Here is a 14,203-nt window from a genome sequence, read left to right as displayed (position 1 = left end):
TTGAACTGCTCGTTCGACATGATCTGCAGACCAGGCCGGGCGAGCTCGGCGCGCATGAGCAGCGCCATCACGCCACCGATGCAGAAGAACGCGAACGACGTGACGAGGTACAGCGTTCCGATCGTCTTGTGGTCAGTGGTGGTGAGCCACTTGATCACGACGTTGCCGGGCTGCTTGCGCCGAACCGGCAGCTCGTCTGAGTAATGTCCCTCAGCTGCCGCGGCACCCTGGGGTTCGTTGAGGATGCTCACAGGTTGTTCGTCTCCCGGTTCTTCTCGTGGGCGGTCTGCTCGATGCCCGCGGGAACGTAACCGGTCTGCCCCTTCTTGGCGAGGTCCTTGAGGTGCTGCTCGTAGCGCTCGGGGGAGACGACCTTCACGTTGAACAGCATCCGGGAGTGGTCGACGCCGCAGAGCTCGGCGCACTTGCCGAGGAAGGTGCCCTCCTTGTTGGGGGTCACCTGGAAGGAGTTGGTGTGGCCCGGGATGACGTCCTGCTTCATCAGGAACGGCACCACCCAGAAGGAGTGGATGACGTCACGCGAGGTGAGGACGAAGCGGACCGTCTTGCCCTTGGGCAGCCACAGCGTGGGGCCGGGGTTGTTGGTCTGCGGGTTGCGCGTACCGGGCGTACCGACGTCGTAGACACCGCCGGCGTTCGCCGGGAAGTCGTCCTTGAACCGGTCCGGAATGGCGTCCAGGTTCTTGTCCGTCTTCGCGTCGCCGGAGGAACCGTCGACGTTCTCGATGTAGTTGAAGCCCCAGCTCCACTGGAAGCCGACCACGTTGACGGTGACGTCGGGCTTCTTGTCGAGGCTGAGGAGCTTCGACTCGTCGCGGGCCGTGAAGTAGAACAGCACCGAGACGATGATGAGCGGGACCACGGTGTACAGCGCCTCGATGGGCATGTTGTACCGGGTCTGCGGAGGAACTTCGACCTTCGTGCGGCTGCGCCGGTGGAAGAAAGCACTCCACAGGATCAGGCCCCACACCAGCACGCCGGTGGCCAGCGCGGCAGCCCAGGAGCCCTGCCACAGGGAGAGGATCCGCGGAGCCTCTTCCGTGGTCGGGGTGGGCATACCAAGGCGGGGGAAGTCCTTGTATGTGCAACCGGTGGCGGTCGCCAGGACCAGGCCCGCGGTCATTGCCTGCAGCAGCTTCCGCCGCATCGGGCGCCGCGGCGAGCGGTCGGAGCCGTTGGGACTCACGTAGCGCCTTCCCGAGAGTCTCGCCCGCGCGTGTTGGCTGCGGCCTGCCTGCTTCGGTGGTCGGTCGCCGCCCTGCGTCGGGCAGGGGTTTGGATGTTTATGCGGACCAAACCCTAGCCGACGCGTTCTTGGGGTTCGCGGGGAGGGGTGCCTAGTGGGCGGGGTGGTTCGCTGGATTGGCGGGTGCGGGTTGGTTTGGGCTGATCGCGCCCCGCGGCGGAGCCGCAATCAGGTTCAGCCCCGCGCCCCTGGCGAGCTAGCGTTGCCCTGTGTCATATCTCGACGCTGCTTCCAGTGCGCCCCTCCATCCCGTCGCTCGTCAGGCGCTGTTGGCCTCACTTGATGAGGGGTGGGCTGATCCCTCACGGTTGTATCGGGAGGGGCGTAGGGCTCGAATGTTGCTCGATGCCGCTCGGGAAGCCGCGGCCGAGGCTGTTGCCTGCCGGCCGGATGAACTGAGCTTCACGCCCTCCGGGACGCACGCCGTGCACAGCGGTATCGCGGGGGCGTTGGGTGGGCGGCGGCGCGTGGGACGTCACCTGATCGTGTCAGCGGTTGAACATTCCTCCGTGCTCCATTCGGCCGAAGCACAGGAGAGGGAGGGCGGTTCGGTCACTCGGGTGACGGTTGACCGCGGGGGGCGGGTTGATTCCTCCGGCTATGCCGACGCGCTTCGGGAGGACACCGCGTTGGCGTGTCTTCAGTCCGCCAACCATGAGGTGGGGACCGAGCAGCCGGTGGCCGAGGTCGCCGAGGTGTGCCGGGCCGCCGGGGTGCCGTTGTTCGTCGATGCGGCTCAGTCGCTCGGGTGGGGGACGGTCGAGGGTGACTGGTCGTTGCTGGCGGGCAGTGCGCACAAATGGGGTGGACCCGCTGGAGTCGGGCTGCTTGTGGTGCGGAAGGGTGTGCGGTTCGCCGCTCAAGGACCGGTGGACGAACGGGGATACGGCTTCGAGAACCTCCCGGCGATCGTCGCGGCGGCGGCCTCGCTGCGGGCCGTGCGGGCCGAGGCCGCTCAAGAGGCGGTACGGCTGCGGGAGCTGACGGAGCGGATCCGGGCGCGGGTGCCGGAGCTGGTCGCGGACGTGGAGGTGGTCGGCGATCCGGAGCGGCGACTGCCGGGGATCGTCACCTTCTCCTGTCTCTATGTCGACGGGGAGACACTGCTGCACGAGCTGGACCGGGAGGGATTCTCCGTTTCCTCCGGTTCGTCCTGCACCAGCAGCACGCTGACGCCCAGCCATGTGCTGAAGGCGATGGGGGTGCTGAGTGAGGGGAATGTGCGGATCTCGCTGCCGGCCGGGACCGCGGCGGAGGACGTGGAGCGGTTTCTCGCCGTGCTGCCGGGCGTGGTGAACGGCGTACGGGAGAAGCTGGGCGCGCCGACGCCGTCAGCGGTGGTGCGCGAGGACGAGCTGGTCGTCGACGCCCTCGGCAAGCGCTGCCCGATCCCCGTCATCGAGCTGGCCAAGGTGATCGGCGAGGTGCCGGTGGGCGGGCTCGTGCGGGTGCTGTCGGACGACGAGGCCGCCCGTCTCGACATCCCGGCGTGGTGCGAGATGCGGGAGCAGGAGTACGTGGGTGAGGAACCGGCGGACAAGGGGACGGCCTATCTCGTCCGCCGGACCTCGTAGCTCCTAGGCCAGGTGCTTCTGGACCTCGGCCGCGGCCTCGTCGCCGTACGCCTTGGTGAAGCGCTCCATGAAGTGGCCGCGCCGCAGCTGGTACTCCTGCGTGCCCACGGTCTCGATGACGAGAGTGGCGAGCATGCAGCCCACCTGGGCCGCCCGCTCCAGCGAGACGCCCCAGGCCAGACCCGACAGGAACCCGGCGCGGAACGCGTCGCCCACACCGGTCGGGTCGGCCTTGCGCTCCTCCTCGGCGCAGCCGACGACGATCGGCTCCTCGCCGGTCTTCTCGATCCGCACGCCCCGCGAGCCGAGCGTGGTGACCCGGTGGCCGACCTTCTCCAGGATCTCGGCGTCCGTCCAGCCGGTCTTGGACTCGATGAGGCCCTTCTCGTACTCGTTGGAGAAGAGGTACGTGGCGCCCTCCAGCAGGACGCGGATCTCGTCGCCGTTCATCCGGGCGATCTGCTGGGAGAAGTCCGCCGCGAAGGGGATGGAGCGGGAGCGGCACTCCTCCGTGTGGCGGAGCATCGCCTCGGGGTCGTCGGCGCCGATGAGGACCAGGTCGAGGCCGCCGACGCGGTCCGAGACGGTCTTGAGCTCGATGAGCCGGGCCTCGCTCATCGCACCGGTGTAGAAGGAGCCGATCTGGTTGTGGTCGGCGTCGGTGGTGCAGACGAAGCGGGCGGTGTGCAGGGTCTCGGAGATACGGACCGAGGCGGTGTCGACGCCGTGGCGGTCCAGCCACGCCCGGTACTCGTCGAAGTCGAAGCCTGCGGCGCCGACCAGGATCGGCTCGGTGCCCAGTTGACCCATGCCGAAGGCGATGTTCGCGCCTACGCCGCCCCGGCGTACGTCAAGGTTGTCGACCAGGAAGGAGAGCGAGACCGTGTGGAGCTGGTCCGCGACGAACTGGTCGGCGAAACGCCCGGGGAAGGTCATGAGGTGGTCGGTGGCGATGGAGCCGGTGACTGCGATGCGCACGGCGTGGACTCTCCTGTGGGGAGAAACTGGATTGACAGTTCACGCTACCTGGTCCGTGCGGGCCTCTGAAGCGGCCAAAACTACCCGATAGTAGATCTTTCTTCGCGGGCTCCGACGTGCCTACGGTGCCGTCATGACGAACCTCAAGGCCCCTGCCCCCGCTCCGGCCGATCTCGACGGCGACCTGGCGTCGCTGCGCGGGGACTGCGCCCGGATGGTCCCGCACTGGGCCGCTCCCGACCGCGTCGCCTCCCGCCCGGTCTCACCCTCCCTCATCCACGGGGTGACGGTGCCGACGAAGTCCGCCCGGTTGCTGGACGCGATGTCGGACTACGGCGACTGAAACAGGCGCCTTCAGGGGAACCGTGCGCTCCCCCGCTGCGTCCCATCGCTGTCCCCCGTAAAGGGGATGCGGGATACGACCCTCCGGCCGGCCGTTTGTCAGGGCCGGGTCAGGGTCATAGGGACAGTTGCGCGGCCGAAGGAGCGATGCGGTGAACACCGAGCGACCCGACAACGACGACGACGCCGAGGTCGTCGACAGGGACACGGGCGCCGATGAGGCTGCCGAGGAGGCGACGGAACCGGCCGGCGACGGTGCTGCCGAGGAGACCGCCGAGGAGGCCGGTGATCCTCAGGAGGCCGGTGATCCTCAGGAGCCCGTCGTCGCGGCCACGGAGGAGCGGGGCGAGGACGAGCACTTCGCCCGGCGGCGCACCTCCGCGCTCATCGCCTCTGTCGCGGCCGCCGTGCTGCTGGCCGGCGGCGGTGGGACCTATCTGGCCATCTCCGCCGCCGGAAGCTCGGACGGCGGCGGTGCGACGTCCGGGGCGTCCGGCGACGACACTCCCCCGCCGCTGCACCTGGACGGGTACACCGAGGGCGGCGGCACGGGCGGCATCGCACCCGGGGAGCCCAATCCGTACGGCGTGACCTACCAGGCCGACGGCACGCTCCCGGACGGCCCCGGCTCCGCGCCCGTCTACCGGGCCACCGGCGAGGTCACCAAGGACGAGGTGGCCCGGCTGGCCGAGGCGCTCGGGGTGGCCGGGACGCCGGTCCTTGAGGGGAAGGCGTGGAAGGTCGGCGGGCAGGACGCCGCCGGGCCGAGTCTCCAGGTGAACCAGCTCGCGCCGGGGACCTGGACGTTCCACCGGTACGCGCCCGGCACCGACGACTGCAAGAGCGAGACCGTGTGTGCGAGCGACCCCGCCGCTCCGGCCGGCGACCCGGTGAGCGTGGCGGCCGCTAAGAAGGCGGCGGCGCCGGTCCTGAAGGCGGTGGGGCAGGACGACGCGAAGGTCGACGCGAGCCAGCTCATGGGCGCGCAGCGGGTCGTGAACGCCGATCCGGTGGTCGGCGGGCTGCCGACGCACGGCTGGACGACCGGGGTCACCGTCAACGCGCAGGGTGAGGTGGTCGGCGGCAGCGGTCAGTTGAAGGCGCCGGTGAAGAGCGACACGTACCCCGTCGTGGGTGCTCAGAAGGCGCTGGAGCTGATGAACGCGCGGCCCGCGGCCGACCACCGGATGGGGATCGGCGGCTGCGCCAGTCCGGTACCGCTGAAGGACCGCCTTGAGGCACCCTGCGGGTCGTCGTCCGGTACGCCCGGTGCGCCGAAGCAGGACACGATCACCGTCGAGAAGGCCGTGTTCGGTCTTGCCGCGCAGTATGTGGACGCGCGGCAGACGCTGGTGCCGTCGTGGCTGTTCGAGGTGAAGGCGTCGGGGGCGCAGGACTCCTTCACGGTGACCTATCCCGCGGTCGACCCGAAGTACATCGCCTCGGCCGGCCCCTCCGCGGAGCCGAGCGGCGAGCCGAGCGGTGAGCCGACCGCCCCGCCGAGCCCGCGGCCGACCGGGCCGGGTTCCGACGAGCCGACCGCGGCGCCGGCCACGCGGGACGTGCGGGTGGACGGTTACTCCGCCGACGGCAAGGAGCTGACGGTGAGCTTCACGGGCGGGGTGTGCGCCGACTACAAGGCGGCGGCGGTCGAGGGTTCGGACCAGGTGACCGTCACGGTGACCGAGACACCGTGGCCCGACAAGGTCTGCGTCATGATCGCCAAGGTCTACCACCAGAGCGTGCGGCTCGACGAGCCGCTGGGTGACCGTGAGGTCGTGGGCTCGGACGGCAAGGCGATCCCGCTGGAGAAGGCGGGGGCCCGGCTGCCGGAGACGTCCGGGGCGCGGTAGAGGCGACCCGGAGCACAGCTGAAGGCGGCGGCCCTGCCGGAGGGGGCCGCCGCCTTCGCGTGTGTTCGGTTCTTCAGCCGGAGCGGCAGGGCCTAGCTGAAGGAGTCGCCGCAGGCGCAGGAGCCCGTCGCGTTGGGGTTGTCGATCGTGAAGCCCTGCTTCTCGATGGTGTCGACGAAGTCGATGGACGCGCCGCCCAGGTACGGGGCGCTCATGCGGTCGGTGACGACCTTGACGCCGTCGAAGTCCTTGACGACGTCGCCGTCGAGGGAACGCTCGTCGAAGAAGAGCTGGTAGCGCAGGCCGGAGCAGCCACCGGGCTGAACGGCGACACGCAGGGCCAGGTCGTCACGGCCTTCCTGGTCGAGCAGGGCCTTGACCTTCGCCGCGGCGGCGTCGGACAGGATGATGCCGTCGGTGACGGTGCTGGTCTCGTCCGATACGGACATCTACATCTCTCCCGGGTTGTACGGAGACTGCTTGCCGACTGGTGCAACCGGCAAGGCCGCGGATTCATTCCGGGCCGGGCGCCGAGTTTCCGGCGTCTCCTTCATGCTCGCACACCTGACAGGCAGCGGAAAATGCCGCATCTGGCAGGCAGTCGAAATTCTGCGGCGGGATTCATGTCACATCGACGCAATGACCATCGTCAAAGTGACGTGAACCGGGTTATCATAGATAACGTCAGTTCGACGAAAAGCACTTCCGCAGAACAGAAAGGGTGCGTGTCGTGACCACCGCCCAGACCCAGGAGCTCGACGTACAGCCGACGCCCCTTGCCCTGCTGCTCCTCGGCCGTGAAGCCGACCCGAAGAGCGAGCGGGGTGTGGAGTGCCCCGGCGATCTGCCCTCGCCGTCCGACCCGGACCTGGTGGAGCGTGCTCGCGCGGCCAAGGAGAAGCTCGGGGACAAGGTCTTCGTCCTCGGCCACCACTACCAGCGCGACGAGGTCATCCAGTTCGCCGATGTCACGGGCGACTCCTTCAAGCTGGCCCGGGACGCGGCCGCGCGCCCGGAGGCCGAGTACATCGTGTTCTGCGGTGTGCACTTCATGGCGGAGTCCGCGGACATCCTGACCGGCGACGACCAGAAGGTGGTCCTCCCCGACCTCGCCGCCGGCTGCTCGATGGCCGACATGGCCACCGCCGAGCAGGTCGCGGAGTGCTGGGACGTGCTGACCGAGGCCGGGATAGCCGAGCAGGTCGTGCCGGTCTCCTACATGAACTCGTCCGCGGACATCAAGGCGTTCACGGGCAAGCACGGCGGCACGATCTGCACCTCCTCGAATGCCAAGCGCGCGCTGGACTGGGCCTTCGAGCAGGGCGACAAGGTGCTGTTCCTCCCCGACCAGCACCTCGGCCGCAACACCGCCGTCCGGGACATGGGCATGTCCCTGGAGGACTGTGTCCTCTACAACCCGCACAAGCCGAACGGCGGGCTGACGGCGGAGGAGCTGCGCGCCGCCAAGATGATCCTGTGGCGCGGCCACTGCTCGGTGCACGGCCGGTTCTCGCTGGACTCCGTCAACGACGTGCGCGAGCGCATCCCGGGCGTCAACGTCCTGGTCCACCCCGAGTGCAAGCACGAGGTCGTGGCGGCGGCGGACCAGGTCGGTTCGACGGAGTACATCATCAAGGCGCTGGAGGCGGCCCCGGCCGGCTCCAAGTGGGCCATCGGCACCGAGCTGAACCTCGTCCGCCGGCTCGCGAACCGTTTCGCGCCCGAGGGCAAGGAGATCGTCTTCCTCGACAAGACGGTGTGCTTCTGCTCGACCATGAACCGCATCGACCTCCCCCACCTCGTGTGGACGCTGGAGTCGCTCGCCGAGGGCAAGCTCGTCAACCGCATCGAGGTCGACAAGGAGACCGAGGCGTTCGCGAAGCTGGCGCTGGAGCGGATGCTGGCCCTGCCGTAGACCTCACGTGCTCACCCCGGGGAGGAGGTCTCCCCGGGGTGAGCGGGGTCGAGGCTGAGGACGGTGCCGTCGGGGGTGCTCACGACCAGCGCGCCGCCGTAGAGCAGCACCCCGGACTTGGTGGTGCTCTCCAACTGGTCGGCGTGGGCGCCCGTCTCCCACAGCGGTGTGCCCTCGCGGCTGTCGAGGGCGGCGACCCGGCCACTGGTGCTGGCCAGGTAGAGGGTGTGGGTGGCCCCGTCGTACGTGGGCCGGCCCGCGCTCTCGACGCCGGTGCGGGTCTGCCACAGCTGCTTGCCGGTCAGCGGGGACACCGCGGCCACCTGGCCGTTGGCCCCGGTGATCCACAGGGTGCCGGCGGCGAGCCGCACCGAGCCGTCGTAGGTGTGCGCCAGCCTCGTCGTGGTGGCGGCGCCGGTGTCCGGGTCGAGCAGCCGGATCTCGTCGAACCTCAGATCCTCGGGGCGGGCCGGTCCTGGCGTGCCCCCGATCACGAAGGCCAGCCGGCCGTCGACGGTGCCGAGCAGGCCGCTGGCGGACGGCGTCTTCCAGCGCCGGAGTACCGATCCGTCGGCCTGGTCGAGTTCCAGGACCACGGCGTCCTGGGTCTCGTCGTCCGGGAAGCAGTGCGCGTACAGCCGGGAGCCGGTCGTCGTGAACTGGCAGTAGTAGTCGCCGGGCAGTTGTACGGTCCACCGGTCGGTGCCGGTGCGCGGGGAACGGGCCGTGACCAGCCGCCCGCTGGGATCCGGGGTCAGCAGAAGGTCGCCGGACAGGATCTGGTCGAAGTTCTGGCTGTTCAGCGTACGAGCCCACCGCTGTTCGCCGCTCTCGGTGTCGAGGGCGACGATGCTGACCCGTCCGCTCCCGCCGTCGCCGAAGACCGACCGCTGTACGAGCATCGTGTCGTCCCGCACCCCGAGAAGTTCGAAGATATTGCGCTCCGCGCTCGTGCTCCCACCCTCAGCGGAGGAGGCGAGCGCGGAGCGCCAGACGGTGGCACCGGTACGGCCGTCGAGCCGGACCGGGAGGATGTTGTTGCCCGCGCAGTAGACGGCGTTCTCGTACCGCTCGCAGTCGGCGTCGCCCGGGTCCTCGCTTTCCCTGGCCAGTGCGTTGACCTCACCGCGCCGTGCCGGCTCCGCCATCGTCGTCTGCCATGGCTGCCAGCCGCTGGGCACCGCCGCCCAGCGGGAACCCTCGGCGGAGGCGGAGCTCACCGCCGGTTCGCCGTCCGGGAATCCCGGCCCGAAGCGCAGGTACCAGCCCGTTCCCAGGACCAGTACGCCCATGGCGCAGACGGCCGCGAGCAGCGGACGCCGGCCCCGACGGCGCCCCGCCCGCGTCGACGCGGCCGAGCCGGTCCCCGCGTACGTCTCGTCGACGGTGCGCAGGTCGGCCAGGCGCAGGGTCGTGGTGTCCGGGTCCATGGGGTCGGGCTCGGGCAGCACCTCGGCGAACTCCTTGGCCAGAACGTCCAGTTGGGGGCGCTCGGCGGGGTCCTTCACCAGGCAGCGCGCCAGGACCGCGCGCAACGGCGCCGGTACGCCGTCCAGTCCCGGCTGCTCGTGGACGACCCGGAAGGCGGTCAGGTACGGGCTGTCGGCGTCGAAGGGGCCGCGTCCGGTGGCTGAGAAGACCAGGAGCGCGGCGAGCGAGAAGACGTCCGAGGCGGGTCCGACCGTGCGGGCGTCGGTGAACTGTTCCGGGGACATGAAGGGCGGGGTGCCGATCATCTGGCCGGTCTCGGTGAGGGTCTGGTGGTTCTCGGCGGCGCGGGATATGCCGAAGTCGATGACGCGGGGGCCGTCCTCGGCCATCAGGACGTTGGCCGGCTTGAGGTCCCGGTGGACGACTCCGGCACGGTGGATGTCCTGGAGCGCCTCCACCAACCCCAGGGCCAGCCGCCGCAGTTCGCGGCCCCTGAGGGCGCCGTGGTCGCGGATGCGTTCGGCGAGGGAACTGGCGGGGACGTACTGGGTCGCCATCCAGGGCCGTACCGCCTCCGGGTCGGCGTCGACCACGGGCGCGGTGAAGGCGCCGCTGACCTTGCGGACGGCGTCGATCTCCTGGCGGAAGCGGGCCCGGAAGACCCGGTCCTCCGCGTACTGCGCGTGCACCACCTTGACGGCGACGTCCCGGCCCGAGCGGGATCTGCCCCAGTAGACGACGCCCATGCCGCCGGTGCCGAGCCGGTCGACCAGCTTGTATCCGCCGATCGATTTCGGGTCGTCCTTGTGCAGTGGCACGACCGAATGTCCCTTCCCACGCACGGCAGTTCGAGGCCACAGAATACGCAGGGAAGCAGAGAGGGCGGCCGGTCGCCCGGCCGCCCTCCCAGGGGTTCGTCACACTCCGGCGGGTTCCGGCTGCGCCGGTACCTCCGCCTTCTTCTCCCGCTTCAGGGCCCGCTTCTTCGCGCGGCGCTCCTTGCGGAGCTCCAGCATCGTGTAGAGCGTCGGGACCAGGAGCAGGGTCAGCAGGGTCGAGGTGATCAGACCGCCGATCACGACCACGGCCAGCGGCTGGGCGATGAAGCCGCCCTCGCCGGTGACCCCGAGGGCCATCGGCAGCAGGGCGAAGATCGTCGCCAGGGCCGTCATCAGGATCGGGCGGAGCCGGTGCCGGCCGCCCTCGATGACCGCGTCGACCGTCGGATAGCCCTGTCTGCGGTACTGGTTGATGAGGTCGATCAGCACGATCGCGTTCGTCACCACGATGCCGATGAGCATCAGCATGCCGATCATCGCGGGGACGCCCATCGGGGTGCCGGTGAGGATCAGCAGACCGATCGCGCCCGTCGCCGCGAACGGGATGGAGACGAGCAGGATCAGCGGCTGGGCGAGCGACCGGAACGTCGCCACCAGCAGCATGAACACGATCGCGATCGCCGCGAGCATGGCCAGGCCCAGGTTCTTGAACGCGGAGTCCTGGTCGGAGGTGACACCGCCGATCTCGGCCGTGGCGCCCGCCGGAAGCTTCAGCGCGTCGAGCTCGGACGTGAGGTCCTGGCTCACCGCGCCCGTGTTGTCACCGGTCGGCTTGGCGGTGATGGTCGCCGCGCGCTGACCGTCGATCCGGGTCATCGACACCGGACCGTCCACCACCTTCACGGTGGCGATGTCACCGAGCTTCACCGGGCCGAGCCTCAGGTTCCGCAGCTCGTCCAGGGTCTGCGCGGGCTTCGCCGACCGGATGACGACGTCCCGCTCGGTGTCGTCGAGGATCGCCTTGGCGGCGGTGGTGCCCTTGACCGCCTGGGCGACGGCCGCGCCGAGCGTCTGGTCGGTGAAACCGGCCGCGGCCGCCTTGGAGTTGGCCTTCACCGAGATCCGCGGGACGCTCTCGGCGAGGTTGCTGGTGACGTCGGTGACGTCGTCGAGCCCGGCCACGGTCTTGCGCACTTCCTCGGACGCCTCGCGCAGGACGTCCGCGTCGGCCGCCTTCACGACGACGCTCAGGTCCTGGCTGCCGAAGCCGTCACCGGCCGCGATGGTCGTCGTACCGATGCCGTCGAGCTTCTTCAGACCGGCCTCTATGCGGTCCTGGACGTCGTCGGAGGAGGCCGAGTCGTCCAGCATCACCGAGTAGGAGGCCTGGTTGGTGTCGGTGCCGCCGCCGAAGGCCGCCATGAAGCCGGACGAGCCGACGGTGACCTGGTAGTCCTTGACGCCCTCGGTGTCGGCGAGCAGCTTCTCGACCTTCTTCGCCTGCTCGTCGGTCGCGGCCAGGCTGGTGCCGGGCTTCAGCTCCTGCTTGACGGTGAGGACTTCCTGCTCGCCCTGGTCGAAGAAGTTCGTCTTCAGCAGCCCGGACATGCCGAACGTGCCGATGAGGATGACGACCGCGATCAGGACGCTGGTGAGGCGGCGCCGGGTCGCGAACCGCAGGACGGGGACGTAGAGCCGCTGGAGCCTGCTGCGCGCCTCCTTCTCCTCGGCGAGGCGGCGGGCCTCCGCCGCGTCCTCGGGGGTGTTCCTCGGGGCGCGCAGGAACCAGTACGACAGGACCGGGACGACCGTCAGCGAGACGACGAGGGACGCGAGCAGCGCGGCCGTCACGGTGAGGCTGAAGGAGCCGAACAGCTCGCCCACCATGCCGCCGACCAGGCCGATCGGCAGGAACACGGCGACCGTGGTGAGGGTGGAGGAGGTGACCGCGCCGGCGACCTCGCGGACCGCCTTGAGGATGGCGTCCTGGCGCTCCTCGCCGTAGCCGAGATGGCGCTTGATGTTCTCCAGGACCACGATCGAGTCGTCGACGACCCGGCCGATGGCGATGGTCAGCGCGCCCAGCGTCAGCATGTTCAGGGACAGGTCGCGCGTCCACAGCACGATCAGCGCGAGGACCACGGACAGCGGGATGGACACCGCCGTGACGAGGGTCGAGCGGACGGACGCCAGGAAGACCAGGATGACCAGGACGGCGAAGAGCAGGCCGAGCCCGCCCTCGGTGGTCAGGCCCTTGATGGCCTTGGCGACCGCCGGGCCCTGGTCGGAGACGACGGTGATCTCGGAGCCGCTGCCCAGGTCCTTGCGCAGGGCGGGCAGCTTGTCCTCGACGGCGTCGGAGATGGAGACCGCGCTGCCGTCCTTGTCCATGGTCACCATGACGGCGAGGCTGGGCTTGCCGTCGGTGCGCGTGATGGCGTCGGCGGCGGCCTGCTCCTGCTTCACGGTGGCCACGTCACCGAGGCGTACGGGCTTCTTCCCGGCCTCCCCGGTGACCATCAGGTCCTGGATCTGCCCGACCGAGGTGAAGCCGCCGCCGACCTGGACGGTGCGGTTGGCGCCGTCCTCGTCGAAGGAGCCGGCCGGGACGGTCGCGCCGCCCGCCTGGAGGGCCTGGGCGAGGGCGGCCGAGCCGAGACCGGCCTTGGCGAGCTTCGCGTCGTCCGGGGTGACGGTGACCTGGAGGTCGCGGACGCCGTCCACGGTGACCTGGCCGACGCCGTCGACGGACTTCAGCTCCGGCACCACGGTCTTGTCGAGCTGGTCGGCGAGGGCCTGCTGGTCCTTGTCCGAGGTGACGGCGAGGACAACGGTCGGCATGTCGTCCGTGGAACCGGCGATGACCTGCGGGTCCACGGAGTCCGGGAGCTGGACGCGGGCCCGGTTGACGGCCTGCTGGACATCGGCGACGAGCTGCTTGGTGTCGGGGCCGTAGTCGAAGGACGCCATGATCACGGCGTTGCCCTCACTGGCCGTCGAGGTGACGCCCTCGATGCCGTCGACGGCTTCGAGGCTGTCCTCGATCGGCTCGACGACCTGCTTCTCGACGACGTCCGGGGAGGCGCCCTGGTAGGGGGCGAGCACGGACACCATGGGCAGCTCGATGGAGGGCAGCAGCTGCTGCTTGAGCTGGGGGATCGCGATGGCACCGAAGGCGAGCGCGATGATCGACATCAGGCCTATGAGGGCACGTTGCGCGAGGCTGAATCTCGACAGCCAGGACATGGGTCAGGGATCTCAATTCTGTGAGCGGCAGAAGCGGCCTCTACACCCTGTGTCCTGTGAGGCCGCTGTTTCGTAGCCCCCAGGTCCATTTCCTTATCCGGCGCATACTCCGCCCGCAGTACGAGGGGTGGAGTTCACTCCACCCTCGGACGTACCAGCCCCGACTCGTACGCGATCACCACCAGCTGCGCTCGGTCCCGCGCGCCCAGCTTGGCCATGGCCCGGTTGACATGCGTCTTCACGGTCAGCGGGCTCACTTCGAGCCGCTCGGCGATCTCGTCGTTGGAGTGGCCGCCGGCGACCTGGACCAGGACCTCCCGCTCCCGGACGGTCAGCGCCTCAAGGCGGGCGGTACGGGCCGGGTCGGCGCTCTCGTCGGCGCCGTCGCCCTGGGCGAGGAAGCGGGCGATGAGGCCCTTGGTGGCGGCCGGGGACAGCAGCGCCTCGCCGCCGGCCGCGATCCGGATCGCGCTGAGCAGCTCCTCGGGCTCACTGCCCTTGCCGAGGAAGCCGGAGGCGCCGGCCCGAAGCGACTGCACCACGTAGTCGTCGACCTCGAACGTCGTCAGGATGACCACCCGGACCTGGGCCAGGGAGGGGTCCTCGCTGATCATGCGGGTGGCGGCGAGACCGTCGGTGCCGGGCATCCGGATGTCCATCAGGACGACGTCCGCCCGCCTCTCCTTGGCCAGCCGCACCGCCTCCGCCCCGTCGGACGCCTCCCCCACGACCTCCATGTCGGCCTCGGAGTCGACGAGCACCCGAAAGGCACTGCGCAGCAGCGCCTGGTCGTCGGCGAGCAGGACACGGATGGTCAT

General features: G+C 69.8%; 10 protein-coding genes and 1 pseudogene. 4 read left to right on the top strand and 7 right to left on the bottom strand.

The window, feature by feature from the left end:
- Both ACIHIX_RS41040 and coxB read right to left on the bottom strand, forming a co-directional pair.
- Positions 1-251, bottom strand: a pseudogene (locus tag ACIHIX_RS41040) (cytochrome ubiquinol oxidase subunit I); the annotation flags it as partial.
- Entirely contained in the window at positions 248-1,207 is a 960-nt protein-coding gene (gene coxB, locus ACIHIX_RS41035; protein WP_399965646.1) for a cytochrome c oxidase subunit II, read from the bottom strand. The gene coxB and the pseudogene ACIHIX_RS41040, both read right to left, overlap by 4 nt.
- Before the next feature lie 269 nt (positions 1,208-1,476).
- Between coxB and ACIHIX_RS41030 the strand changes: the two genes are divergently transcribed.
- Entirely contained in the window at positions 1,477-2,841 is a 1,365-nt protein-coding gene (locus tag ACIHIX_RS41030) for a cysteine desulfurase/sulfurtransferase TusA family protein (protein WP_399965645.1), read from the top strand.
- Positions 2,842-2,844: 3 nt separating this feature from the next.
- On the opposite strand, the gene ACIHIX_RS41025 is transcribed toward ACIHIX_RS41030, so the two are convergent.
- Positions 2,845-3,819 carry a carbohydrate kinase family protein gene (locus tag ACIHIX_RS41025; protein ID WP_329340025.1) on the bottom strand — a complete coding sequence of 325 codons (975 nt, stop codon included), beginning with the start codon at positions 3,817-3,819 and terminating at the stop codon, positions 2,845-2,847.
- Positions 3,820-3,952: 133 nt separating this feature from the next.
- Here ACIHIX_RS41025 and ACIHIX_RS41020 point away from each other — a divergent pair, with 133 nt between their 5' ends.
- Together ACIHIX_RS41020 and ACIHIX_RS41015 are read left to right on the top strand one after the other, a co-directional pair.
- Positions 3,953-4,162 (top strand): hypothetical protein, encoded by a 210-nt coding sequence (locus ACIHIX_RS41020; RefSeq protein WP_399965644.1) that lies wholly within the window; start codon positions 3,953-3,955, stop codon positions 4,160-4,162.
- 151 nt (positions 4,163-4,313) lie between these two features.
- The gene (locus tag ACIHIX_RS41015; protein ID WP_399965643.1) at positions 4,314-6,014 is read left to right on the top strand and encodes a PT domain-containing protein; all 1,701 of its coding nucleotides are present in this window, start codon (positions 4,314-4,316) and stop codon (positions 6,012-6,014) included.
- 92 nt (positions 6,015-6,106) lie between these two features.
- On the opposite strand, the gene ACIHIX_RS41010 is transcribed toward ACIHIX_RS41015, so the two are convergent.
- Positions 6,107-6,463 (bottom strand): iron-sulfur cluster assembly accessory protein, encoded by a 357-nt coding sequence (locus ACIHIX_RS41010; protein ID WP_030794551.1) that lies wholly within the window; start codon positions 6,461-6,463, stop codon positions 6,107-6,109.
- Between the two features lie 281 nt (positions 6,464-6,744).
- Here ACIHIX_RS41010 and nadA point away from each other — a divergent pair, with 281 nt between their 5' ends.
- A complete protein-coding gene (gene nadA / locus ACIHIX_RS41005) occupies positions 6,745-7,929 on the top strand; it encodes a quinolinate synthase NadA (protein WP_399965642.1) in 1,185 nt (394 codons plus the stop codon).
- An 11-nt stretch (positions 7,930-7,940) separates the two neighbouring features.
- On the opposite strand, the gene ACIHIX_RS41000 is transcribed toward nadA, so the two are convergent.
- From ACIHIX_RS41000 to ACIHIX_RS40990, 3 genes are all read right to left on the bottom strand, one after another.
- A complete protein-coding gene (locus tag ACIHIX_RS41000; protein WP_399965641.1) occupies positions 7,941-10,178 on the bottom strand; it encodes a PQQ-binding-like beta-propeller repeat protein in 2,238 nt (745 codons plus the stop codon).
- Positions 10,179-10,277: 99 nt separating this feature from the next.
- Entirely contained in the window at positions 10,278-13,385 is a 3,108-nt protein-coding gene (locus tag ACIHIX_RS40995; protein ID WP_399965640.1) for an efflux RND transporter permease subunit, read from the bottom strand.
- Positions 13,386-13,519: 134 nt separating this feature from the next.
- Positions 13,520-14,203 (bottom strand): response regulator, encoded by a 684-nt coding sequence (locus ACIHIX_RS40990; protein WP_399965639.1) that lies wholly within the window; start codon positions 14,201-14,203, stop codon positions 13,520-13,522.

The organism is Streptomyces sp. NPDC051913, assembly GCF_044593635.1.
Classification (GTDB): Bacteria; Actinomycetota; Actinomycetes; order Streptomycetales; family Streptomycetaceae; genus Streptomyces.
The sequence above is the reverse complement of the archived record's forward strand: the minus strand, read 5'-3'. Positions and strand labels throughout refer to the sequence as shown.